This window comes from Streptomyces sp. NPDC058335 (assembly GCF_042723915.1).
Classification (GTDB): Bacteria; Actinomycetota; Actinomycetes; order Streptomycetales; family Streptomycetaceae; genus Streptomyces.
In genome coordinates, this window is record NZ_JBHXHX010000019.1 from 1 (window position 1) to 23,387 (window position 23,387).

The following is a 23,387-nucleotide window of genomic DNA, read 5'->3' on the forward strand; positions in this document are numbered from 1 at the left end:
GGTTACATTCCGAACCCGGAAGCTAAGCCTTACAGCGCCGATGGTACTGCAGGGGGGACCCTGTGGGAGAGTAGGACGCCGCCGAACAATCTTTGGAAGGACCCCTGGTCCCCAGCGTTCACGCTGGGGACCAGGGGTCCTTTTGTTTTTCCAGGAAGCGCCGGGTACCCGGCTGCGCGAGAATGACTTGCGGTACCGAAGACAGGAGTCACCCATGTCCACCAACTCTCCCGACGATCGACCGGAGCGCGACCAGCGGCGACGGGACAGTGGGGACCGCGGAGACCGTGGCGAGCGCGGAGGCTTCCGCAGCGACCGCGGTGACCGTGGCGGCTTCCGTCGCGACAACGATCGCCCCGCTGCCGGCCGACGCGACGACAACCGTGGGGGCGGCACTGGAAGTGCCGGCGTCGGCGGTGGCGGTTACGCACGGCGTGACGACCGCCGGGACGACCGCCGCGGCGACGACCGTGGTGATCGTGGTGGCTTCCGTCGCGACGACAGGCGTGACGACCGTCCCGCTGCAGGACGTCGTGATGACAACCGTGGCGGTCAGGGTGATCGTGACCGTGGTGGTTACGGCCGTCGTGACGATCGTCGTGAGGGTGATCGGGGTTCTCGTCCGGCGTTCCAGCGTGACGACCGCGGGCCGCGTCGTGACGACCGTGGCGAGCGCCCGCCCTTCCGTCGTGACGACCGTGGCGAGCGTCCCCCCTTCCGTCGTGACGACCGTGGCGAGCGTCCCGCGTTCCGTCGCGACGACCGTCGTGACGAGCGTCCGGCGGACCGCCGCAGCGACGACCGACGCGACGACCGCGGTGGTTTCGTCCGGCGTGACGACCGTGACCGCGGGCCGCGTCGGGACGACCGTGGCGAGCGCCCGCCCTTCCGTCGTGACGACCGTGGCGAGCGCCCGCCCTTCCGTCGTGACGACCGTGGTGACCGTCCCGCCTTCCGTCGCGACGACCGTCGTGACGAGCGTCCGGCGGACCGCCGCAGCGACGACCGACGCGACGACCGCGGTGGATTCGTCCGGCGTGACGACCGTGACCGCGGGCCGCGTCGTGACGACCGTGGCGAGCGCCCGCCCTTCCGCCGTGACGACCGTGGCGAGCGTCCCCCCTTCCGTCGTGACGACCGTGGTGAGCGGCCGCCCTTCCGTCGTGACGACCGTCGTGACGAGCGTCCGGCGGACCGCCGCAGCGACGACCGCGGGGACCGTGGTGGTTTCCGGCAGCGTGACGACAGTCGTGGTGGCGAGCGTGGCGGGGACCGCGGCGGCGATCGCGGTGGGTTCCGCGGACGGGACGACCGCGGTGGTCGGCCCGGTGGCTTCCAGGGGCGTGACGACCGTGGCGGGCGACCCGGTGGCTTCCGCGGCCGTGACGACCGCGGTGGGCGTGACGACCGTCGGGACGACCGGCGTGGCGGTGGCACCGGCGGTGGCCGGTTCCGTGACGACCGGGACCGGGACCGGGAGCCGATCAAGCGGCTGCCGATCCCCGAGGACGTCACCGGCGACGAGATCGACAAGGACGTACGGCAGGAGCTGCAGAGCCTGCCCAAGGGGCTGGCGGAGGACGTCGCCAAGAACCTGGTGATGGTCGCGCGGCTCATCGACGAGGAGCCCGAGAACGCCTACGCGTACTCCAAGGTGGCGCTGCGGCTGGCGTCACGCGTCGCCGCCGTACGGGAGGCGGCCGGGTTCGCGGCGTACGCCACCCAGAAGTACAGCGAGGCGCTGGCCGAGTTCCGTGCCGCCCGGCGGATGAGCGGGTCCGTGGAACTGTGGCCCGTGATGGCCGACTGCGAGCGCGGGCTCGGGCGGCCGGAGAAGGCGCTGGAGATGGCCGGCGCGCCCGAGGTGCACAAGCTCGACAAGGCCGGGCAGGTGGAGATGCGGCTTGTCGCGGCCGGTGCCCGGCGTGACATGGATCAGCTGGACGCGGCCATCGTGACGCTCCAGAGCCCGGAGCTGGCGTCGAACTCGGTGCAGCCGTGGACCGCGCGGTTGCGGTACGCGTACGCCGACGCGCTGCTCGCCGCCGGCCGTAAGGGCGAGGCGCGGGAGTGGTTCGCGAAGGCCGTCGAGGCCGACCGGGACAGCAGCACCGACGCCTCGGACCGGCTGGCCGAGCTGGACGGCGTGGAGTTCGTGGACGCGCTGACCGAGGACGGCGACGAGGATGTCGTCGTCGCAGGTGAGCAGCCGGTCGAGGGCAAGGCCGACGACCAGGACTGACATGCGTACGTGAGAAAGAGGGGCTCGGCCCCGGTGTCATACCGGGGCCGAGCCCCTTTTTCGTTCTCCCGGTCGGGTTTCCGGGTCAGAGGTCCAGTGCGCGCAGGACCAGGCCCGAGGCCGGTTTCGGGCCGAACGACGTCGACTTGCGGGGCATGGTGACGCCTTGGCGGGCGAGGTCGCGGACGACCTCCTCGCGGACCGGGTGCAGCAGCACGGCCGTAGCGGCGTCGCGTTCGGCCTTCTCGACCGTGGCGGCCGTGTCGTGGATGTAGGCGATGCGGCTCGGGTCGTCCTCGGGGACGTGCCACACCTGGTCCAGGAGCGTGGTGTGCAGGACGGTCGCGTCCAGGGTGCGCCAGGCCTGCGGGCGGTCGGCGGGGACCGTACGGGCGAGGAGGGCCGGGTCCGGGCGGTCCAGGAGGTGGAAGGCGCCGTCGCCGGCCAGCAGGAAGGCGTTGCCCTCGGCGGTCGCGTCCGCGAGGGCGTCGAGGGCCCGGGGCAGGGGCACGTCGAGACGCTGGACGCGGAACAGGCCCTGGACCGCGGCCAGAGCCCCGCTGACGGGGAGGCCGTGCAGGAGGCGGTGGATGGCGCGGACGCGCAGGGGATAGCGGGCGGTGTCGACCAGGAGGACCAGGCCGTCGTCCCAGGGACTGGGGGAGCCGTGCTCCGCGCGCAGACGCAGATACGTCGCCCAGCGGTGGTGGCCGTCGGCGATCAGGGCCTGATGGCGGGCGAGGTCGGCCTGGACGCGGGCCACCTCGGCGGGGTCGGTGATCGGCCAGAGGCGGTGGCTGAAGCCGTCCTCCGTGGTCGTCGACAGGAGTGGGTCCTGTTCGGCGACGTACTCGATGACCTCCGCCGCCGTGCCGTTGCCGCGGTAGGTCAGGAGCAGGGGTTCGAGGTTGGCCCGGGTGGCGCGCATCAGGGCCGCGCGGTCGGCGACGATGTGCGGCATCACGTCCTCGTGGGGGAGGACCACGCCGGCCGAGGGCTCGGAGACCCGCAGGGTGCCGATGAGGCCCCGCTGGAGCATGCCGTCGGCGTGCCGCTGCTCGTAGACGTACAGGGCCGGTACGGGATCGGTGGTGAGGACGCCCTCGGCGAGCCAGCGGCGCAGGGTGTCCGCGGCCTGGTCGTTGCGGGCGCTGGGCGTGGTCGCCTGAGGGAGGATCAGCCGGACGATGTTGTACGGGTCCGCGTCCTGGAGGTGGTGCAGGCCGTCGGGGCGGACCACGACGTCGTACGGCGGGGAGGTGACGGCGGCGAGACTTCCGACCCGGTCGGGGTCGTAGCGCAGGCCTCGGAACGGGGTGAGTTCCAGGCCTCGGGGCGCCGTCGCTTCCGAGTGACCTGCTGAGTTCATCCCGGCATCGTACGTGTGTCAGTGGCATGCGGGATGATCGGGGAAAGCGATCGAACGAGGAGCGATGTGGAATGAGCCGGAGCGTCAGGACGAGGCCCGAGGGCAGTGGCCAGGCCCTGAGCGAGGCGTACGACACGGCGCTGCTCGACCTGGACGGAGTGGTGTACGCGGGCGGGAACGCGATCGTGCACGCCGTCGAGTCGCTGGCGACCGCGCGCGGGGGCGGAATGCGGCTGGCGTACGTCACCAACAACGCGCTGCGCACGCCCGACGCCGTGGCGGAGCACCTCACCGAGCTGGGCATACCGACCGGGGCGGACGACGTCATCACCTCGGCACAGGCGGTGGCCCGGCTGATCAGTGAGCAGGTTCCGGCGGGCGCGCGGGTCCTGGTGATCGGTGGGGAGGGGCTGCGGGTCGCGCTGCGCGAGCGCGGGCTCGAGCCCGTCGAGTCGGCGGACGACGAGCCGGCGGCCGTGGTGCAGGGGTACGGCGGGCCCGACCTGCCGTGGGGGCGGTTCGCCGAGGCGTCGTACGCCGTCGCGCGCGGGGTGCCGTGGTTCGCGTCCAACACCGACCTGACGATTCCGAGCGGGCGGGGGATCGCGCCCGGGAACGGCGCCGCCGTGCAGGTCGTGCGGATCGCGACCGGTGCCGAGCCGCAGGTCGCGGGCAAGCCGTTGCCGCCCATGCACCGGGAGACGATCCTGCGGACGGGCGCCGAGCGGCCGTTGGTGGTCGGGGACCGGCTGGACACCGACATCGAGGGCGCGTTCAACGGCGGGGTGGACTCGCTGCTCGTGCTGACCGGGGTGACCGACGGCGCGCTGCTCCTCGCGGCCCCGCCGCAGCACCGGCCGACGTACGTGGACGCGGATCTGCGCGGCCTGCTGACCGGGCAGCCGGAGGTGGCGGAGGAGGGGAGCGGCTTCCGGTGCGGGGGTTGGACGGCGTCGGCGGACGCGATGCGCGGCAGGCTGGAACTCGATGGTGACGGCGCCGTCCTGGACGGGCTGCGGGCGCTGTGCGCGGCGGCCTGGACCGCGGCGGGCGAGGGTCCGTGCGGGCTGGACGGGGGGAAGGCGCTGGCTCGGCTGGGGCTGTGAGTCCGGCGGCGTGGTCCGCCGCCGTGACCGGTGTGGTGCGCGGGTCGCCCGCTGGCCGTGACGGCCCTGGCGTAGCCGTGACCAGGGATCGAGACGAGATCGCAGGGTAGGCTAACCTAACTGCGTGTTGGTCGACAGTGTTCCCGAACAGCGCGCGGAGACCGCCCCCGCGCCCCCAACCCGCCGGGCGATACGCTCCCTTGGGTTGCTCGCTTCCCTCGCGATCCTGCTGCTGGTGGCGGTGGCGAGCATCGCCATCGGCGCCAAGGAGCTGTCTCTCGACCAGGTGTGGCACGGGCTGTTCCAGGACACCGGGACGTACGGCGATGTCGTCGTGGGGGAGCGGGTGTCACGGACCGTGCTCGGACTGCTGGTCGGCGCCGCGCTGGGACTGTCCGGAACCGTGCTCCAGGCCCTGACCCGCAATCCGCTCGCCGACCCCGGGCTGCTCGGCATCAACGCGGGCGCCTCGGCCGCGGTGGTCACGGCCATCACCTACTTCGGCGTGACCAGCCTCAGCGGTTACGTGTGGTTCGCGTTCTTCGGCGCCGCGGCCGTCGGTGCGCTGGTCTGGTTCCTCGGCGGCAGCCGGGGGGCCACGCCGGTGCGGCTCGCGCTCGCCGGGACCGCGCTCAGCGCGGCGCTCTTCGGATACGTCCAGGCCGTGATGATCATGGACAAGGCGGCGCTCGCCCGGATGCGCTTCTGGACGGTCGGATCGCTGGCCTCGGCGACCGAGGACATGATCTGGCAGGTGCTGCCCTTCCTCGCGGTCGGCACCCTGCTCGCGTTCGCCCTCGCCCGGCCGCTGAACGCGATGGCCATGGGCGACGACACCGCCAAGGCCCTCGGCGCGCACCTCAACCGCACCCGGGCGCTGTCCATGCTCGCCGCCACCGTGCTGTGCGGTGCCGCGACCGCCGCCTGCGGGCCGATCGTGTTCGTCGGGCTGATGGTCCCGCACGTCGTCCGCTCCTTCACCGGGCCCGACCTGCGCTGGATCATGCCGTACGCCGCGATCCTGTCGCCCGTGCTGCTGCTGGGCTCCGACGTGCTCGGCCGGGTCGTCGCCCGCCCCTCCGAGGTCCAGGTCGGGATCATCACCGCGATCATCGGCGGCCCGGTCTTCATCTTTCTCGTACGACGGCGGAGGACGGCCCAGCTGTGAAGACCGCATCCAAGACGGCGCCGGAGCCCACGCGGACCGCGCCTGCCGCCACCCGAACCACGGGAACCCGCCGTGCCCTGCGCACCCCCGGCGGACTGTCCCTGCGGGTGGACCCGCGTGCCCTGATCGTCGTGGTCGTGCTGGCGCTGGCCGCGTGCGCCGCGAGCGTCGTGCTGATCGGCACCGGCGACTTCCCGATCTCCACCGGCGACGTACTGAAGACGCTCGTGGGCAACGGCACCGAGGGTCAGGAGTTCATCGTCAACGACCTGCGGCTGCCGCGGGTGATCGTGGGCCTGCTGGTCGGTGCCGCGCTGGGGCTCGGCGGCGCGGTGTTCCAGGCCGTCTCCCGCAATCCGCTGGGCAGCCCGGACGTACTGGGGCTCGGTCAGGGGGCGACGGCCGGCGCGCTCGTGGTGATCGTGCTGATGTCCGGCTCCGCCAACCAGGTCGCGGTCGGAGCGCTCATCGGCGGACTGGTCACCGGCGCCGCCATCTACCTGCTCGCCTGGAAGCGGGGCGTGCACGGCTACCGTCTGGTCCTCGTCGGCATCGGGGTGTCCGCGATCGCGACCGCGGTCAACGGCTATCTGATCACCAAGGCCGACCTCGTCGACGCCGCCCGCGCGGTCGTGTGGATGACCGGCTCGCTCGACGGCCGGGACTGGAAGCAGGTCTGGCCGCTGCTCGTCCTGTGCTGTGTGCTCGTCCCGCTCGTCCTCGCCAACGCGCGCGGGCTGCGCATGATGGAGATGGGCGACGACGTCTCCAACGCCCTCGGGGTGCGCGTGGAGCGCGTACGGCTGCTGCTCATGGTGTGCGCCGTGCTGCTCACCGCCTCCGCCACCGCCGCCGCGGGACCCGTGGCCTTCGTGGCGCTCACCGCGCCGCAGCTCGCCCGGCGCCTGACCCGCTCACCCGGACCGAACCTCGTGCCCGCCCTGTTCATGGGCGCCGCCCTCCTGGTCACCGCCGACTGGGCCGCCCAGCGGCTGTTCGGTGACGGACAGCTGCCCGTGGGCGTGGTCACCGGCGTGCTCGGCGGTGTCTACCTGCTGTGGCTGCTGGTCACCGAGCGTAAGGCGGGCCGGATATGAGCAGCACCGCCACCCGTGTCAGCCGCGGGCCGAACAACCAAAGGAGCACCGTGAACCGCCTGTCCGCCGAGAACGTCACCCTCGCCTACGACCAGCGGGTCATCGCCGAAAAGCTGTCGGTGGAGATTCCCGACAACTCGTTCACCGTGATCGTCGGCCCCAACGCCTGCGGCAAGTCGACGCTCCTGCGGGCGCTGTCGCGGATGCTGAAGCCGAGCGAGGGCCGGGTGCTGCTCGACGGGCAGGTCATCCAGTCGATGCCCGCGAAGAAGGTCGCCCGGACGCTGGGCCTGCTCCCGCAGTCCTCGATCCCGCCCGACGGCATCACCGTCGCCGACCTGGTGGGCCGCGGCCGTTACCCGCACCAGGGCATCCTGCGCCAGTGGTCGACCGACGACGAGCGGGTCGTCCAGGAGTCGATGGCCCAGACCGGCGTCGCCGAACTCGCCGACCGGTACGTCGACGAGCTGTCCGGCGGTCAGCGCCAGCGCGTGTGGATCGCCATGGCCCTCGCCCAGCAGACCCCGCTGCTGCTGCTCGACGAGCCGACCACCTACCTCGACATCCAGCACCAGATCGACGTCCTCGACCTCTGCGCCGAGCTGCACGAGGAACAGGGCCGCACCCTGGTCGCCGTCCTGCACGACCTCAACCACGCCGCCCGGTACGCCACCCACCTCATCGCGCTCAAGGAGGGCACGGTCATCGCCCAGGGCGCACCCGAGGACGTCGTCACGGCCGGTCTGGTCGAGGAGGTCTTCGGGCTGCGTTGCCAGGTCATCGACGACCCGGAGACGGGCACACCGCTGGTGGTGCCGGCCGCGCGGAAGGCACGCGCGCGCGTGCCGGTCACGGAAGCCTCCTGACGGTCACGGAAGTCCGACCGCCGACCAGGCCTCCTGACGGCCGCGGGAACCGCCTGACGGTCAGAGGAGTTTTCTGAGCTGGAGCAGGTCCCTGAGACCTGCCTCCAGCCGCACCCGCCCCGAACCCCACGCCTTCGCGAAGTTCAGCTCACCGTCGACCAGCGCGACCAGGTCGTCGCCGGTCATCCGCAGCCTGATGCCGGCCCGCTCGCGAGGAGGACCCTGCAAGGTGTCCCGCACCACGATCCGGCCGCCCGTCATCCGGCCGACGAACGTGACGTCCAGGTCGGTGATCCAGCAGCTCACCGAGCGGTCCAGGGTGGCGGCGGCCCGCACGTCCCCCTCGGCGCTGCCCATGTTCTCCGAGAGCTTCTCGAGTGCGGCGCGGCACTCCTCGATCGTGGCCATCGCGCTCGACGGTACCGCAGCGGTTCGGGGTAGCGTCGGGGCATGAGCGACAGAGTTCCGGAGACGGAGGCCGCGCCCCAGGAGCAGGAGTACGACCCGTCCGCTCCCGCCCCCCTCCAGGTGCCCCGCATCCCCACCGGCGACGCCGAGGTGGACGCCCACCTGGACCGGCTGGCCGACGCCGACCACCTCGCCACGGACGGACACCTCGAGGTGTACGAGGATGTACACCGGGGGCTGCGCGACGCGCTCACCGCGCTCGACGCCCGCCCGGGACCTCCGGTGCCCCCATCGTCGTACGGCAGTAGGAGCTGAACCGAACGTGGCAGGAGTCGCACGTCGTCGTCTGGACGCGGAGCTGGTGCGTCGGAAGCTCGCGCGCTCGCGGGAGCACGCCGGTCAGCTGATCGCCGCGGGGCGGGTCTCGGTCGGGAAGACCGTCGCCACCAAGTCCGCCACACAGGTGGAGACGGCGGCGGCGATCGTCGTCTCCGTCGACGACAGCGATCCCGACTACGTGTCGCGGGGCGGGCACAAACTCGCCGGTGCCCTGGAGGCGTTCGTGCCGCAGGGGCTCCTCGTCGAGGGGCGGCGGGCGCTGGACGCCGGCGCGTCCACCGGGGGTTTCACCGATGTGCTGCTGCGGGCGGGGGCCGCGCACGTGGTCGCGGTCGACGTCGGCTACGGGCAACTCGCCTGGTCTCTCCAGAGCGATGAACGCGTCACCGTCAAGGACCGTACGAACGTACGCGAGTTGACGCTCGAAGCGATCGATGGGGAGCCAGTGGATCTTGTCGTGGGGGACTTGTCCTTCATCCCGCTCGGGCTGGTGCTGCCGGCCCTGGCACGGTGCACCAAGCCGGACGCGGACCTGGTGATGATGGTGAAGCCACAGTTCGAGGTGGGCAAGGAACGGCTGGGCAGCGGGGGCGTCGTGCGCAGCCCGCAGTTGCGGGCCGAGGCGGTGCGGGGCGTGGCCCGGAAGGCGTGGGACCTGGGACTCGGCGTGCAGGGTGTCACCGCCAGTCCGCTGCCCGGACCCTCGGGCAACGTCGAGTACTTCCTGTGGCTCCGGGCCGGGGCGCCTGCCCTGGACCCGGCCGATGTTGACCGTGCAGTGGCGGAGGGGCCGCGTTGACACAGAACCGAGCTCGTACTGTTTTCCTCCTGGCCCACACCGGGCGGCCCGCCGCGATCCGCAGTGCGGAGCTGGTGGTGAAGGGGCTGCTGCGCGAGGGCATCGGGGTGCGCGTCCTGGAGTACGAGGCCGCCGACCTGCCCCTCCCGGACGAGGTGGAGCTGGTCTGCGAGGCCACCCCGCAGTGCCTGGAGGGCTGCGAGCTGCTCATCGTCCTCGGCGGTGACGGGACCCTGCTGCGCGGCGCGGAGTTCGCGCGGGCGTCCGGGGTGCCGATGCTCGGCGTGAACCTCGGCAGCGTCGGCTTCCTGGCGGAGGCCGAGCGGGACGACCTCGACAAGGTCGTCGACCGGGTGGTGACGAAGTCGTACGAGGTCGAGGAGCGGATGACCGTCGACGTCGTCGTGCACCGCAACGGGGACATCGTGCACACGGACTGGGCGCTGAACGAGGCGGCCGTGCAGAAGGCCGGCGCGGAGAAGCTGCTCGAGGTGGTGCTGGAGATCGACGGGCGGCCGGTCACCGGCTTCGGCTGCGACGGGATCGTGCTGTCGACGCCGACCGGATCCACCGCCTACGCCTTCTCCGCGGGCGGGCCCGTGGTGTGGCCCGAGGTCGAGGCGTTGCTGATGGTGCCGATCAGCGCGCACGCCCTGTTCGCCAAGCCGCTGGTGACCTCGCCGAACTCGGTGCTCGCGGTGGAACTGCTGCCGCACATTCCGCCGGGGGTCCTGTGGTGCGACGGCCGGCGGACCTTCGATCTGCCGCCGGGGGCCCGGGTCGAGGTGCGGCGGGGTGCCGTGCCCGTGCGGCTGGCCCGTCTGCACCACGCGTCCTTCACCGACCGGCTGGTGGCCAAGTTCGCGCTGCCCGTTTCGGGGTGGCGCGGAGCCCGGCACTGACCGTACGTACGGTGTCGGGGGAGGGAGGTCCGCTCGTCCGGTTGACGGGGTGCCTCGCACTTCCTCCCCCCGACCTCGTAAGGTCGTGTCCGTGTTGGAGGAGATGCGGATACGGTCGCTCGGAGTCATCGACGACGCTGTCGTCGAGCTGTCGCCAGGCTTCACCGCGGTCACGGGTGAGACGGGCGCGGGCAAGACCATGGTGGTCACCAGCCTCGGGCTGTTGCTGGGCGGGCGCGCCGACGCCGCGCTCGTGCGGCTCGGCGCCGACAAAGCGGTCGTGGAGGGGCGGATCACCGTGCCCGCGGGCACCTCGGTGGCCGTCCGGGCAGAGGAGGCCGGGGCCGAACTCGACGACGGGGCGCTGCTGATCAGCCGTACCGTTTCCGCCGAGGGGCGGTCGCGGGCGCATGTCGGCGGGCGGAGTGTGCCCGTCGGGGTGCTCGCCGAACTCGCGGACGAGCTGGTGGCCGTGCACGGACAGACCGACCAGCAGGGGCTGCTGAAGCTGTCCCGGCAGCGGCAGGCGCTCGACCGGTACGCGGGCGAGGCGGTCGCCGCGCCGCTCGCCAAGTACACCGAGGCCTACCGGCGGCTGCGGGCCGTCGCCGGCCAGCTCGACGAGATCACCACGCGCGCGCGTGAACGGGCCCAGGAGGCCGACATGCTGCGCTACGGCCTCGACGAGATCGCCGGTGTCGAACCGCGCGCGGGCGAGGACACGGAGCTGGCGGAGGAGGCGGAGCGGCTCGGGCACGCGGAGGCCCTGTCCTCGGCCGCCACGGCCGCCCACGGGGCTCTGGCGGGCAATCCCGAGGACCCCGAGGGCATCGACGCCGCCACGCTCGTCGCGGGCGCCCAGCGGGCCCTGGAGGCCGTGCGGTCGCACGATCCGGCGCTGGCCGCGCTGGCCGACCGGATCGGCGAGATCGGGATCCTGCTGGGCGATGTCGCGGGGGAGCTGGCGGGGTACGCCGACGATCTCGACGCCGATCCGCTGCGGCTGGCGGCCGTCGAGGAGCGCAGGGCCGCACTGACCGCGCTGACCCGGAAGTACGGCAAGGACGTCGACGAGGTCCTCGACTGGGCCGAACGCGGCGCCGCGCGGCTCGGCGAACTCGACGGCGACGACGAGCGCATCGACGAGCTGACCGCCGAGCGCGACGCCCTGCGGGCCGAGCTGAGCGGGCTGGCGCAGGCGCTGACCGACGCGCGGACGGAGGCCGCCGAGCGGTTCGCCGCCGCCGTGACCGCCGAGCTGGCCTCGCTGGCGATGCCGCACGCGCGCGTGTCGTTCGACATCCGGCAGACCGAGGACCCGGTGGGCGTGGCGGTCGGCGGCCGTACCGTCGCCTACGGGCCGTCCGGCGCCGACGAGGTCGAGCTGCTGCTCGCGCCGCATCCGGGGGCGCCGCCGCGGCCCATCGCCAAGGGCGCGTCCGGCGGTGAGCTGTCGCGCGTGATGCTGGCCGTCGAGGTCGTGTTCGCGGGGACGGACCCGGTGCCGACGTACCTCTTCGACGAGGTCGACGCGGGCGTGGGCGGCAAGGCCGCGGTGGAGATCGGGCGGCGCCTGGCGCGGCTCGCGAAGACCGCGCAGGTCGTCGTCGTCACCCACCTGCCGCAGGTCGCCGCCTTCGCCGACCGGCAGTTGCTGGTCGAGAAGACCAACGACGGGTCCGTGACCCGGTCCGGCGTGAAGGTCCTGGAGGGCGAGGACCGGATCCGGGAGCTGTCCCGGATGCTCGCGGGCCAGGAGGACTCCGAGACGGCACGGGCCCACGCGGAGGAACTGCTGGAGACGGCACGCGCGGACGCGTGACGGGTCCGGGCGGAGAGGGCGGGACGGCGACCCACGGGTGGTCGGTCCCGCCCTTCGACGTCCCCGGCGTCCGGCCCTCTCGGGTTCGGCATCTCCGGAGTGGGCCGATGATCACACGGAGGAGCGGCAGGAGCGCCGCGTTCGTGGTCGCGGCCGGTTTCACGCGCGCGGGAGCGGCGGCCCTGCGCGCGGCGGCGCCCGGCGGGCGGGCGCGCTGGCAGCGGACGAACTTCGCCGGGCGGACCGTGGAGTTGTACGTCGGCCCGGCCGCCGTCCTCGCGGCCGCGCTCGGGGCGGCACGGGTGCGTCCGGCCGTGGCCGGGGCCGTCCTCGCCGCCGGGGCCTGTGGGGCGTACGACGACCTCGTGGGCGCCGGTGATCCGCGGCGCGGCTTCCGCGCGCACCTGGGGGCGCTGCGGCAGGGCGAGGTCACCAGCGGGACCGTCAAGCTGGGCGGGATCTGCGCGGCGGGGCTGCTGGCCGGGGCCCTGCTGAAGGAGCGGCCCCTGGACAAGGTGCTCGCGGGTGTCGTGATCGCCGGGGCGGCGCACTTCGCCAACCTCGTGGACGTACGGCCCGGACGAGCCGCCGGTGCCGTGCTCGCGCTGGGCGCGCCGGGGCTGCTGCGGGCGGGGCCCGCCGGTGAGCTGGCCGCCGTGGCGACGGGGGTCGCGGCGGCGGTGCTGTCCGACGACCTGGGGGAGCGCGCGATGCTCGGTGACACCGGGGCGCACGCGCTGGGCGCGCTGCTGGGGGCGGCGGTCGTGGTGGGCAACGGGCGTCCGGGCCTTGTGGCGCACGCGGCCGCGGTGGTGGGCGCGGCGGTGTGCGGGGAGCGGGTGAGCGAGGTGGCGCGGGTCGCCTGGCGGTAGGGGGCGCGGGGGCGCGCGCCGGTGTGAGTGGGGCGACGCGGTCGGCCGTGACCCACGCGTCAGATCCCTCCGGACACGCCGGGAGGCCCGGCCTCGTGTGTCGGCGGGCCGCGACCTGCGCGCCGGCCCGGCTCCCGCCGCGCACCCGGGAGGGTCCTCGCCGCCCCCGGCAGGCCGTCGCCGAGTCCCGCCGACCGGCTCCCCCGTCGAACGGAACCCCGCCCTCCTTCACTCGTGTGGGTGATAAGCGGGGGTGTGTTGCCGGGGCCGAGGGTGCTCGGCGGCACGGAACACCCGTACGTCCTGGCATCCTTGGGCGGAGGACATGGAGGAGCGCGAGCGGTCCACCCCTCCGCCCGAGTCCCTTCTGTACGTTCCTTCGTGACCGACCGACGCCGAACCAGGAGCCCCGGCCACGTGAGCAGCCACTCACCGCACGGCCAGTCGCCGCTGCGCACCGTGCAGGTGCTGGGCGGCGGCAACGCCGCCAGCAGCGCCCATGTGCGCTCCCTGGCCGCGGGGCTCGTCGCGCGGGGCGTGCGGGTGACGGTGTGCGCCCCCGCCGAGTCCGATCACGCCTACGACTTCACGGGCGCCGGAGCCGACCACGTGCCCGTGCCGCGCAGCAGCGATCCCACGTCCGTGGCGGCGCTGCGGGCGGCCTGCACGGACGCCGACCTGGTCCACGCGCACGGACTGCACGCCTCGTTCCGGGCCGTGCTCGCGCTCGGCGGGCGGCGCACCCCGCTCGTCGTCACCTGGCACAACCGGGCCCACGCCGAGGGCGCCCGCGCCCATCTGCTGCGCCTGCTGGAGCGGCGGGTCGCCAAGGCGGCCGCCGTGGTGCTCGGCACCACCTCCGACCTCGTGGACCGGGCGCGCCGCACCGGCGCCCGGGACGCCCGGCTCGCCGCGGTGGGTCTCCCCGGACCCCGTAGGGCCGAGGAGGACCCCGAGCGGCCGCGTGCGAAGGTGCGGGCCGAACTCGGCGCGATCGGCCGCCCGTTGCTGATGGCGGTCGGCTCCCTCGACCGCGCCCGCGGGTACGACGTCCTCCTCGACGCCGCCCGGGTGTGGGGCCGGCTGGACCCCGTGCCGCTGGTCGTGGTCGCCGGGGAGGGGCCGCTGCGGGCGGAACTCCAGCGCCGTATCGAGGACGAGGCACTGCCCGTCCGGCTCCTCGGGCGGCGGGACGACGTGAGCGAACTGCTGACCGCCGCCGATCTCGCCCTGCTGCCCGGTGCCGGGGAGTCGCGCTCGGTGCTCGCTCAGGAGGCCCTCCACGCGCGCGTGCCGCTCGTCGCGGCGCTGACCGGCGGCGTGCGCGAACTCGTCGGCGACGCGGCCGAGTTCGTGCCGCACGGCGACGCGGACGCCTTCGCCGACGCCGTCGTACGCCTCCTCGCCGCACCCGGACGCTGCGAGCTGCTCCGGGAGTCGGGCATCCGGCAGGCGGCCACCTGGCCGAGCGAGGACGAGACCGTGGCCCAGGTCCTCAGCGTGTACGACGAGTTGACGCAGCCGCTGCCGATGATCTGACGCAGGCCTCCGACCCGGCTCCGCGGCAACCGCCCGGCGGCGGAACCTCAGGGCACGAGACGTCGGGCCCGCAGCGCCAGGCTCAACGCCAGGACCGTCTGCGGGTCGTCGAGGTCGGTGCCCAGCAACTCGCCGATGCGGGCGAGACGGTTGTACAGCGTCTGCCGGTTGAGGTGCAGCTCGCGGGCCGTCTCCGCCTTGCGCCCCGCGTGCGCCAGATAGGTCTCCAGGGTGGGCAGCAGGGGCGGCCGGGAGCGGTGGTCGTGGTCGCGGACCGGACCGATCGCGCGGTCCACGAAGGCCGCCAGGTCGGGATGGTCGCGCAGCCGCCACAGCAGCAGGTCGATGTCGAGGCGGCGGGCGTCGTACCAGGGCCGGTCCGACAGTCCCTGCGCCGCCGTCGCCGTCTCCGCCGCATGGCGGAGGCCCGCAGAGGCCGCCGCCCAGCCGCCCGCGACGCCGACCACCACGACCGGCGGCTGGGCACCCGGACGCTGGATCCCGGCCCGTTCCACCCCGGCCCGCAGCGCCGCCGCGACCCGGTCGGCGACCGCCGACCGCTCCGACTCCGAGCGCAGGCCCAGCAGCAGCGGCACCCGGCCCTCCACCGGCCGTACGCCCAGCAGGACCGGGACCCCCACCGACGCCAGCTCCTCCGCGACCGCCCGCGCCAGCACCGCCCAGCCCCCGCCGGGGGAGAGCGCGTCGCCCAGGCGCATGACGACCGGCAGCAGCGGGCTGCCGCCGGGCTTGAAACCGAGGACGCGCGCCTGCGCCGGAGCGTCCTCGGCCGCGATACGGCCCTCGGCGAGGTCGGTGAGGAAGTCGCCCCGCCCGCGCGCCGCGAGTTCCTCCTCCTGCCGTGCCTGCATCAGCACCACGGCGAGGATCCCGGCCGCCCGCTCGGCGGCGATCCGGTGCACCGGCGCGAGCGGCGAGCGCACCGGCAGCAGCGCGAGCCGGGCGCGCACCGCACCCGCCCCCGGTCCGCCGCCCGGCACGTCCACCAGCACCGAACCGGCGGGCGCGTCCTTGTGCGGGCCGCGCAGCCCCTCCCACACCTGGAGCGGGTCGGCCCCCTCGGGTCCGGACCCGGCCGCGTACAGCAGCTGCCCGTCGGTGGTCTCCAGGAACACCGGGTTGTCGCTGAAGTCCGCGAGGATGCCCAGCACCTGGGGGATGCCACCGCCGCCCAGCAGCGCCTGGGTGCAGCGCCGGTGCACCTCCTCCGCCTGCTGGAGGAGCGTGTAGTGGCCGTTGACGATCTCGGTGTGGATCTCCTCGGTGACCGCGACGAACGGCACCTCGCGGTGCAGCTGCACCAGCGGCAGACCGGTCGAGCGGGCCGTCTCCACCAGCGCCGCGGGCAGCCGGGTGAAGCGCGGGCCCAGCTCGATGACCAGGGCCGCGATGCCACGCTCGGCCAGGGTGCGCACGAACGCCCGCTGTTCGGCGGGACGGGTGCCGAGACCGTAGCCGGTGGTCAGCAGCAGTTCGCCCCCCTTGAGCAGGGAGGCGATGTTCGGGACCTCGCCGGCGTGCACCCAGCGCACCGTGCGGCCCAGCCGCTCCGCGCCCGCCAGGATCTCCGGCAGGCCGCTGCGCAGGCCGGGCAGCTCCAGCGCCCGCTGCACGGTGATGCCGGCGCCCCGGCTGTCGAATCGTTGGTCCGCGCGGCTGTCCATGCAGCGGACGCTACCCGCGGACGCGGCCCGGCCACATCTCCCGGCCGACCACGCAGGTGCCTCAGCCGCCGTACGCCCCCGAGGCCGTCAGACGCAGGGCCGTGTCGATGAGGGGGACGTGGCTGAAGGCCTGGGGGAAGTTGCCCACCTGGCGCTTCAGGCGGGGGTCCCATTCCTCGGCGAGGAGGCCCAGGTCGTTGCGCAGGGCCAGGAGCTTCTCGAAGAGCTTGCGGGCCTCGTCCACCCGGCCGATCATCGCCAGGTCGTCCGCCATCCAGAACGAGCAGGCCAGGAAGGCGCCCTCGTCGCCGGGGAGCCCGTCGACGCCCTCGCTGTCGCCCTCGGTCGGGTAGCGCAGGATGAAGCCGTCCGACGTGGACAGCTCGCGCTGGATCGCCTCGATGGTGCCGATCACGCGCTTGTCGTCCGGGGGCAGGAAGCCCATCTGCGGGATGAGGAGCAGGGAAGCGTCCAGCTCCTTCGAGCCGTAGGACTGCGTGAAGGTGTTGCGCTCCTTGTCGTAACCCTTCTCACACACGTCCCGGTGGATGTCGTCACGCAGCTCGCGCCAGCGCTCCAGCGGGCCGTCCGCGTCACCGGACTCGATCAGCTTGATCGTGCGGTCCACGGCGACCCAGGCCATCACCTTGGAGTGCACGAAGTGGCGGCGCGGGCCGCGCACCTCCCAGATGCCCTCGTCCGGCTCGTCCCAGTGCCGCTCCAGGTAGCGGATCAGCTTCAGCTGGAGTAGCGAGGCGTAGTCGTTGCGGGCCAGCCCGGTCATGTGGCCCAGGTGCAGGGCCTCGGTGACCTCGCCGTACACGTCCAGCTGGAGCTGGTGCGCCGCGCCGTTGCCCACCCGGACCGGGGCGGAGCTCTCGTAGCCGGGCAGCCAGTCCAGCTCCGCCTCCCCCAGCTCGCGCTCGCCGGCGATGCCGTACATGATCTGGAGGTTCTCGGGGTCGCCCGCGACCGCGCGCAGCAGCCACTCGCGCCAGGCGCGGGCCTCCTCGCGGTAGCCGGTGCGCAGCAGCGAGGACAGGGTGATGGCCGCGTCGCGCAGCCAGGTGTAGCGGTAGTCCCAGTTGCGGACACCGCCGATGTCCTCGGGCAGGGAGGTGGTGGGGGCCGCCACGATGCCGCCGGTGGGCGCGTACGTCAGCGCCTTCAGGGTGATCAGCGAACGGATCACCGCCTCGCGGTAGGGCCCGTGGTACGTACAGTGCTCGACCCACTCGCGCCAGAAGTCCTCCGTGGCCTGGAGCGACTGCTCCGGCTCCGGCAGCGCGGGCGGCTCCTTGTGCGAGGGCTCCCACGAGATCGTGAACGCGATCCGGTCACCGGGGGCGACCGTGAAGTCGGCGTACGTCGTCAGTGACTTTCCGTAGGTCTCGGCCTCTGTGTCGAACCACACGGAGTCGGGACCGGCGACGGCGACCGTACGGCCCTCGTGCTTGTGCACCCACGGCACGACCCGGCCGTAGGAGAAGCGCATCCGCAGGGTCGAGCGCATGGGGACGCGGCCCGAGACGCCCTCGACGATCCGGATCAGCTGCGGGGCGCCGTCACGCGGGGGCATGAAATCCGTCACCCGGACCGTGCCGCGCGGGGTGTCCCACTCGGACTCCAGGATCAGCGAGTCGCCCCGGTAGCCGCGCCGGGCCGCTCGCGGTGGCTCGGCGTCGGAGGCGTGCGCAGGCCCGAGCCGCCAGAAGCCGTGCTCCTCGGTGCCCAGCAGCCCGGCGAAGATCGCGTGGGAGTCGAAGCGGGGCAGGCAGAGCCAGTCCACCGTCCCGTCGCGGCAGACCAGAGCGGCTGTCTGCATGTCTCCGATGAGTGCGTAGTCTTCGATGCGCCCGGCCACGTGCAACTCCAGTCGAACGGCCACGTAGGCCCCCATGAGGGGGCTGTCGCTTGGTGCGGTCAAGGGGGACGTTGTTGTCATGCGTCGTTGAGCGGTGAAGCAAAGCAGTCGCTCAGCCGTGTTGGCAAAACGCCAATTCTTGCTCAACGAACTGACGAGCTCTCATTGTTCCGGTGGGTACGGGCTGGGGTGTGCCGTCTTGCCGGCCGGGCTCGGCAGCGAGTGTCCGAGCAGGATACGACGCACGTAGATGATCTGCGTGCCGCTCCGGGCAACGCGGGTGGGCCGAACGGGTGAGCAGTGGGTGAGGACCCGGTGAGCGTGTGCCTGCGGGTGCCGGACCGTGTGCGGAGCGTGGTCGGAAGCCATCCCCCCGAGGCGCTGATACCCTGGTAGCCCGTGGACCGGTGGGCACGAAACCCCCGAACCGCAGCGACGGCACCCCCGGAAATCTCCGGCACGAACCGCTGGTGAAAGCCTCCGGGAGCCGCTCCGCACCCCCAGATCGCGACCACGGGAGCCCCCTCTTGGCCATGCCGACCGCTGCTTACCGAAACAGCTCCGCCACGACGACCAAGCACATCTTCGTCACCGGGGGTGTCGCCTCCTCTCTCGGCAAGGGGCTGACCGCCTCCAGCCTCGGCATGCTGCTCAAGGCGCGGGGCCTGCGCGTCGTGATGCAGAAGCTCGACCCGTATCTCAACGTCGACCCCGGCACGATGAACCCCTTCCAGCACGGTGAGGTGTTCGTCACCAACGACGGCGCCGAGACCGACCTGGACATCGGCCACTACGAGCGCTTCCTCGACCGCGACCTCGACGGCTCCGCCAACGTCACCACCGGCCAGATCTACTCGACCGTGATCGCCAAGGAGCGCCGCGGCGAGTACCTGGGCGACACCGTGCAGGTCATCCCGCACATCACCAACGAGATCAAGCACCGCATCCGTCGTATGGCGACGGACGAGGTGGACGTGGTGATCACGGAGGTCGGCGGCACGGTCGGCGACATCGAGTCGCTGCCGTTCCTGGAGACCGTCCGCCAGGTCCGCCACGAGGTCGGCCGGGACAACGTCTTCGTCGTTCACATCTCGCTCCTGCCCTACATCGGTCCCTCGGGCGAGCTGAAGACCAAGCCCACCCAGCACTCCGTGGCCGCTCTGCGCAACATCGGTATCCAGCCCGACGCGATCGTGCTGCGCTGCGACCGCGAGGTCCCCACCGCGATCAAGCGGAAGATCTCGCTGATGTGCGACGTCGACGAGGCCGCCGTCGTCGCCTGCCCCGACGCCCGCTCGATCTACGACATCCCGAAGACCGTGCACGGCGAGGGCCTGGACGCCTATGTCGTCCGCAAGCTGGACCTGCCGTTCCGTGACGTGGACTGGACGACCTGGGACGACCTGCTCGACCGCGTCCACAACCCCGACCACGAGATCACGCTCGCCCTGGTCGGCAAGTACATCGACCTGCCCGACGCCTACCTCTCGGTCACCGAGGCGCTGCGCGCCGGAGGCTTCGCGAACAAGGCCCGCGTGAAGATCAAGTGGGTCACCTCGGACGACTGCAAGACCCCGGCGGGCGCCAAGGCGCAGCTCGCCGACGTCGACGGCGTCTGCATCCCCGGCGGCTTCGGCGACCGCGGTGTGCTCGGCAAGGTCGGTGCGATCCGCTACGCCCGCGAGAACAAGATCCCGCTGCTCGGGCTGTGCCTCGGCCTCCAGTGCATCGTGATCGAGGCGGCGCGCGGCCTGCTCGACATCTCGGACGCGAACTCCACCGAGTTCGACCCGGCCACCGCCCACCCGGTCATCTCCACGATGGCCGAGCAGCTCGACATCGTCGCCGGCGAGGGCGACATGGGCGGCACCATGCGGCTGGGCATGTACCCGGCCAAGCTGGCCGAGGGCTCGATCGTGCGCGAGGTCTACGACGGCAAGGAGTACGTCGAGGAGCGGCACCGTCACCGCTACGAGGTGAACAACGCCTACCGCGCGGAGCTGGAGAAGAAGGCGGGCATCCTGTTCTCCGGCACCTCGCCGGACGGCAAGCTCGTCGAGTACGTGGAGTACCCGCGTGACGTCCACCCGTACCTGGTCGCCACGCAGGCCCACCCGGAGCTGCGCTCGCGGCCGACGCGTCCGCACCCGCTGTTCGCCGGGCTGGTGAAGGCCGCGGTCGAGCGGAAGACTTCGAAGTAACACACCAGTTGTACGGTGGCCGGGGTGCTTCTCCTCAAAGGTGAGCACCCCGGCCTCTTTTTTATCGTTCGATTTGGCCGGTTTTCCTCTGGCCGGATTCCTTTTGTACGTGTGGAAGGACAGGGCATGACGATCAAGGACACCGCGCAGGCGTGGGAGATCCGGGCGACGGAGACCCCCTTCGTGGGCAACAAGACCTCCGTCCGCACGGACGAGGTGGTCATGCCCGACGGCTCCGTCGTGAGCCGTGACTACCAGGTCCACCCCGGGTCCGTGGCCGTCCTCGCCCTCGACGACGAGGGCCGTGTCCTGCTGATCAACCAGTACCGCCACCCCGTGCGGCAGAAGCTGTGGGAGATCCCGGCCGGCCTGCTCGACGTGCCCGGCGAGAACCCGCTGCACGCCGCCCAGCGCGAGCTGTACGAGGAGGCGCACGTCAAGGCCGAGGACTGGCGGGTGCTGACCGACGTCTACACCAGCCCCGGCGGCTGCGACGAGGCCGTACGCATCTTCCTGGCCCGGGGGCTGTCGGAGGCCGACGGGGAGTGCTTCGAGGTCGAGGACGAGGAGGCCGACATGGAGCACGCGCGCGTGCCGGTCGACGAACTCGTCCGGGGGGTACTCGCCGGAGAGCTGCACAACAACTGCCTCGTCGTGGGCGTCCTCGCGCTGGTCGCCGCCCGGAGCGGCGACGGGATCGACGCGCTGCGCCCGGCGCAGGCACCGTGGCCGGCCCGTCCCTTCGAGGCCTGACCGCCTCGGCGCACCTCTCACCGACCCGTGCGGTGTGACGATCGGCTGATCCGATCGGGGGACGTCACCGCCGTGCTCCTCACGGAACGTCGCAGAGCGTGAACTAGGCTCAGGAATCGCCCGATCCGGAGTCCCGGCGGGCTTGCGCGTGCGGTGGGACGGGAGTGTGGCCCGTGACGGATCAGGCAGTGGACACAGGCGGCGTGCAGCTGTCCGGACACGCTGCGACGGAGGGCCACTTCCTGGGCCGTACCCGGGAGTTGAAGGAACTGCGCGCCGACATCGAGCGCGCGGGACTGGACACCCTCTCCGGGAAGAAGGCCCCCCGCGCGCGCGTGCTCCTCATCGCCGGACGGCCCGGTTCCGGCCGTACCGCCCTGGCCGAGGAGTTCGTCCGTCAGGTCGCCGAGCGTTACGGGGACGGCGTGCTCCGCGTCCGGCTCGGCGAACCCGACGGCACACCTGTTCCCGTCGAGCGCGCCGCCCGCGAACTACTTGCCGCACTCGGCCGGCCGGTCCCGCCCGGCGCCGGTGAGGACGACCTTTCGGCCACTCTGCGCGAGGCCCTCGCCGAGCGGCGCGTGCTGCTCCTGCTCGACGACGCGGCCGGTGCCGAACAGGTCGACGCGCTCCTCCCGGACACCCCCGAGTGCCTGGTCGTCGCCGTCTCGGCGGGCCCGCTCACCGGGATCTCCGACGTGCGGCCCTGCACCCTGGGCGGCCTGGACACCAAGTCCGCCCTCGACCTGCTGACCCGCCACACCGGCTCGGTCCGCATCACCGTGGACCCGCGGTCCGCCGAGGGTCTCGTCGAGGCCTGCCAGGGGCACCCCGCCGCGCTGATCCTCGCCGGCGGCTGGCTCGCCGCCCGGCCCAAGTCGGCGGTCGCCGACCTCGCCAAGCAGCTGCACGCCGAGGGCGACGACGGATCCCCCCTCAGCCGGATCTTCCGGCTCGTGCACGCCACCCTGCCCTCGGCCGCCGCGCGGATACTGCGACTGCTCAGCCTGGCCCCGGCCGGCCTCGTCGACCCGCACACCGCCTCCGCGCTCGCCGGCTGCTCGATCGGCGCCGCGCGCACCACCCTGGACGACTTCGTCGCCCTGGGCCTGCTGCGGACCGTCCCCTCGCCGCCCGACCAGTACGAGATCCCCGGCTGCCTCCAGCCCCTGCTGCGGACGGCCGCCGAGACCCATGAGCGCCCGGCCGAGCTCCAGCTGGCCCGCGCCCGCATGCTGGAGCGGACGGTACGGCTGCTCCAGTCCTGCCGGGCGATCACCGAGACGGACAACCCGCAGGCCCGGGAGAAGCTGCAGGGCATGCCCCAGGCCCTGCGCTTCGCCACCCCGCGCGCCGCCGCCGACTGGCTGCGCGCCCGCCGGCCCGCCCTGCTCGCCTCGGCCCGCCTCGCGGTCGCCGACGGCGAGCTGGACACACTGGCCAGGCGCCTGATGTCCCAGCTGGTCAGGGCGATGGTCGCGCACTTCGGCACCCAGGGGGCAGCGCCCGACCTGTACGGCATCCACCAGCTCGTCCTGGACGTGGCCGAGCGACGTGATCTGCCCCGCGAGAAGGCCGCCGCCCTGCTGAACCTGGCCGACGTCGACGCGCACACCGGGCGGACGGCGGAGGCCCTGGTGCGCTACCGGGCCGCGCTGGACGCCGGACGAGAGGCGAACGACCCGTATGCGACCGGCCGCGCGATGGAATCCGTAGGCGGCGCGCATCTGGAGCTGGGGGACTACGACCGGGCCGCCGACTGGTTCGGCCGGGCCCTCGCCCAGCGGCAGGCCCGCGACGAGCGCGCCGACGCCGCCCGGCTGTACGGCCGTATCGCCACCGCCCACACCTACGCCGGACGGTACGGCGAGGCGCAGCGGGGCTGGCGGGCCGCGGCCGCCGGGCACCGCAAGAACGGCGATGTCGCCGCGGCCGCGCGGGCGTTGAGCGAACTGGCACGGGTGCAGGAGTACGCCGGCCGGCCCGAGGAGTCGCTGCGCACCTGCCAGGAGGCGGTGGAGTGGGCCCGGCGCGCCGACGACACGCGTCTCCAGGCCGCTCTCCAGCTCCGGCTGGCCGACACGCTGGAGCACCTCGGCGACCCCGCGGCCGCCCGTCTGCACCGGGCCGCGGCCGAGCGCATCCTGGAAGAAGAGCCCGGAGACCGTGATCCGGAGCCGGAACATGGAGCTAACGCCTGCGAAATCCGCAGTACACCCGCTGAAGATTGATGCAATGAAAGGCTAGACAGCGGGAACACCTTCATTAGACTGGCTCTGCCGCACGTTCTCCTGCGGTGCATCCCGGTGCGTCCGTGACCTCCGGGTATGCGTTGCTATCTCCCCACCCTCTGAG

At 72.9% G+C, this 23,387-nt stretch carries 19 protein-coding genes and 1 rRNA gene; 16 read left to right on the forward strand and 4 right to left on the reverse strand.

Annotated elements, in window-relative coordinates:
• The 3 genes from rrf to ACFWJX_RS31055 form a co-directional block, all read left to right on the forward strand.
• A 5S ribosomal RNA gene (gene rrf, locus ACFWJX_RS31045) occupies window positions 1-87 on the forward strand; the annotation flags it as partial.
• 5 nt (window positions 88-92) lie between these two features.
• Window positions 93-1,601 carry a hypothetical protein gene (locus ACFWJX_RS31050; protein ID WP_383249780.1) on the forward strand — a complete coding sequence of 503 codons (1,509 nt, stop codon included), beginning with the start codon at window positions 93-95 and terminating at the stop codon, window positions 1,599-1,601.
• Entirely contained in the window at window positions 1,493-2,242 is a 750-nt protein-coding gene (locus ACFWJX_RS31055; RefSeq protein WP_383249781.1) for a hypothetical protein, read from the forward strand. The genes ACFWJX_RS31050 and ACFWJX_RS31055 overlap by 109 nt, the downstream gene beginning before the upstream one ends.
• Before the next feature lie 85 nt (window positions 2,243-2,327).
• Here the strand turns inward: ACFWJX_RS31055 and ACFWJX_RS31060 are convergent, their stop codons facing one another.
• Window positions 2,328-3,611 (reverse strand): DUF1015 domain-containing protein, encoded by a 1,284-nt coding sequence (locus ACFWJX_RS31060; RefSeq protein ID WP_383249645.1) that lies wholly within the window; start codon window positions 3,609-3,611, stop codon window positions 2,328-2,330.
• A gap of 71 nt (window positions 3,612-3,682) precedes the next feature.
• Between ACFWJX_RS31060 and ACFWJX_RS31065 the strand changes: the two genes are divergently transcribed.
• The 4 genes from ACFWJX_RS31065 (at window position 3,683) to ACFWJX_RS31080 (ending at window position 7,848) form a co-directional block, all read left to right on the forward strand.
• Window positions 3,683-4,717, forward strand: a complete 1,035-nt coding sequence (locus ACFWJX_RS31065) for an HAD-IIA family hydrolase (RefSeq protein ID WP_383249646.1) — start codon at window positions 3,683-3,685, stop codon at window positions 4,715-4,717.
• Window positions 4,718-4,841: 124 nt separating this feature from the next.
• Complete coding sequence (locus ACFWJX_RS31070) at window positions 4,842-5,885, forward strand: FecCD family ABC transporter permease (protein WP_383249647.1); 1,044 nt, start codon at window positions 4,842-4,844, stop codon at window positions 5,883-5,885.
• 77 nt (window positions 5,886-5,962) lie between these two features.
• The gene (locus ACFWJX_RS31075) at window positions 5,963-6,982 is read left to right on the forward strand and encodes a FecCD family ABC transporter permease (protein WP_383249782.1); all 1,020 of its coding nucleotides are present in this window, start codon (window positions 5,963-5,965) and stop codon (window positions 6,980-6,982) included.
• Window positions 6,979-7,848, forward strand: coding sequence for an ABC transporter ATP-binding protein (locus ACFWJX_RS31080; RefSeq protein ID WP_383249648.1), 870 nt, complete (start codon window positions 6,979-6,981; stop codon window positions 7,846-7,848). Before ACFWJX_RS31075 ends, ACFWJX_RS31080 begins: the two co-directional genes overlap by 4 nt.
• A gap of 60 nt (window positions 7,849-7,908) precedes the next feature.
• Here the strand turns inward: ACFWJX_RS31080 and ACFWJX_RS31085 are convergent, their stop codons facing one another.
• Complete coding sequence (locus ACFWJX_RS31085) at window positions 7,909-8,256, reverse strand: sterol-binding protein (protein ID WP_383249649.1); 348 nt, start codon at window positions 8,254-8,256, stop codon at window positions 7,909-7,911.
• A 42-nt stretch (window positions 8,257-8,298) separates the two neighbouring features.
• On the opposite strand from ACFWJX_RS31085, the gene ACFWJX_RS31090 reads away from it, so the two are divergent.
• From ACFWJX_RS31090 to ACFWJX_RS31115, 6 genes are all read left to right on the forward strand, one after another.
• Window positions 8,299-8,571 (forward strand): hypothetical protein, encoded by a 273-nt coding sequence (locus ACFWJX_RS31090; RefSeq protein ID WP_383249650.1) that lies wholly within the window; start codon window positions 8,299-8,301, stop codon window positions 8,569-8,571.
• 7 nt (window positions 8,572-8,578) lie between these two features.
• Window positions 8,579-9,394, forward strand: coding sequence for a TlyA family RNA methyltransferase (locus ACFWJX_RS31095; protein ID WP_383249651.1), 816 nt, complete (start codon window positions 8,579-8,581; stop codon window positions 9,392-9,394).
• Window positions 9,391-10,296, forward strand: coding sequence for an NAD kinase (locus tag ACFWJX_RS31100; protein WP_073498319.1), 906 nt, complete (start codon window positions 9,391-9,393; stop codon window positions 10,294-10,296). The genes ACFWJX_RS31095 and ACFWJX_RS31100 overlap by 4 nt, the downstream gene beginning before the upstream one ends.
• A gap of 103 nt (window positions 10,297-10,399) precedes the next feature.
• On the forward strand, window positions 10,400-12,118 hold the full coding sequence (gene recN, locus ACFWJX_RS31105; RefSeq protein ID WP_383249783.1) for a DNA repair protein RecN: 1,719 nt from the start codon (window positions 10,400-10,402) through the stop codon (window positions 12,116-12,118).
• A 107-nt stretch (window positions 12,119-12,225) separates the two neighbouring features.
• Window positions 12,226-12,990 carry a hypothetical protein gene (locus tag ACFWJX_RS31110; RefSeq protein ID WP_383249652.1) on the forward strand — a complete coding sequence of 255 codons (765 nt, stop codon included), beginning with the start codon at window positions 12,226-12,228 and terminating at the stop codon, window positions 12,988-12,990.
• Window positions 12,991-13,407: 417 nt separating this feature from the next.
• The gene (locus tag ACFWJX_RS31115) at window positions 13,408-14,529 is read left to right on the forward strand and encodes a glycosyltransferase family 4 protein (RefSeq protein WP_383249653.1); all 1,122 of its coding nucleotides are present in this window, start codon (window positions 13,408-13,410) and stop codon (window positions 14,527-14,529) included.
• A 47-nt stretch (window positions 14,530-14,576) separates the two neighbouring features.
• Here the strand turns inward: ACFWJX_RS31115 and ACFWJX_RS31120 are convergent, their stop codons facing one another.
• Both ACFWJX_RS31120 and ACFWJX_RS31125 read right to left on the reverse strand, forming a co-directional pair.
• Entirely contained in the window at window positions 14,577-16,214 is a 1,638-nt protein-coding gene (locus ACFWJX_RS31120; RefSeq protein WP_383249654.1) for a PucR family transcriptional regulator, read from the reverse strand.
• Between the two features lie 61 nt (window positions 16,215-16,275).
• Entirely contained in the window at window positions 16,276-18,078 is a 1,803-nt protein-coding gene (locus tag ACFWJX_RS31125; protein ID WP_319252410.1) for a glycoside hydrolase family 15 protein, read from the reverse strand.
• A 533-nt stretch (window positions 18,079-18,611) separates the two neighbouring features.
• Between ACFWJX_RS31125 and ACFWJX_RS31130 the strand changes: the two genes are divergently transcribed.
• The 3 genes from ACFWJX_RS31130 (at window position 18,612) to ACFWJX_RS31140 (ending at window position 23,263) form a co-directional block, all read left to right on the forward strand.
• Window positions 18,612-20,279, forward strand: coding sequence for a CTP synthase (locus ACFWJX_RS31130; RefSeq protein WP_383249655.1), 1,668 nt, complete (start codon window positions 18,612-18,614; stop codon window positions 20,277-20,279).
• A 126-nt stretch (window positions 20,280-20,405) separates the two neighbouring features.
• Complete coding sequence (locus ACFWJX_RS31135) at window positions 20,406-21,032, forward strand: NUDIX domain-containing protein (protein ID WP_383249656.1); 627 nt, start codon at window positions 20,406-20,408, stop codon at window positions 21,030-21,032.
• 173 nt (window positions 21,033-21,205) lie between these two features.
• A complete protein-coding gene (locus ACFWJX_RS31140) occupies window positions 21,206-23,263 on the forward strand; it encodes a tetratricopeptide repeat protein (RefSeq protein ID WP_383249657.1) in 2,058 nt (685 codons plus the stop codon).
• Window positions 23,264-23,387: the final 124 nt, after the last annotated feature.

What these genes read in the sequence shown, in the direction of transcription:
- ACFWJX_RS31060 (WP_383249645.1), bottom strand. Translation starts at nt 3,611, where the DNA reads ATGAACTCAGCAGGTCACTCGGAAGCGACGGCGCCCCGAGGCCTGGAA.
- recN (WP_383249783.1), top strand. Translation starts at nt 10,400, where the DNA reads ATGCGGATACGGTCGCTCGGAGTCATCGACGACGCTGTCGTCGAGCTG.
- ACFWJX_RS31085 (WP_383249649.1), bottom strand. Translation starts at nt 8,256, where the DNA reads ATGGCCACGATCGAGGAGTGCCGCGCCGCACTCGAGAAGCTCTCGGAG.
- ACFWJX_RS31130 (WP_383249655.1), top strand. Translation starts at nt 18,612, where the DNA reads ATGCCGACCGCTGCTTACCGAAACAGCTCCGCCACGACGACCAAGCAC.
- ACFWJX_RS31090 (WP_383249650.1), top strand. Translation starts at nt 8,299, where the DNA reads ATGAGCGACAGAGTTCCGGAGACGGAGGCCGCGCCCCAGGAGCAGGAG.
- ACFWJX_RS31080 (WP_383249648.1), top strand. Translation starts at nt 6,979, where the DNA reads ATGAGCAGCACCGCCACCCGTGTCAGCCGCGGGCCGAACAACCAAAGG.
- ACFWJX_RS31065 (WP_383249646.1), top strand. Translation starts at nt 3,683, where the DNA reads ATGAGCCGGAGCGTCAGGACGAGGCCCGAGGGCAGTGGCCAGGCCCTG.
- ACFWJX_RS31120 (WP_383249654.1), bottom strand. Translation starts at nt 16,214, where the DNA reads ATGGACAGCCGCGCGGACCAACGATTCGACAGCCGGGGCGCCGGCATC.
- ACFWJX_RS31135 (WP_383249656.1), top strand. Translation starts at nt 20,406, where the DNA reads ATGACGATCAAGGACACCGCGCAGGCGTGGGAGATCCGGGCGACGGAG.
- ACFWJX_RS31110 (WP_383249652.1), top strand. Translation starts at nt 12,226, where the DNA reads ATGATCACACGGAGGAGCGGCAGGAGCGCCGCGTTCGTGGTCGCGGCC.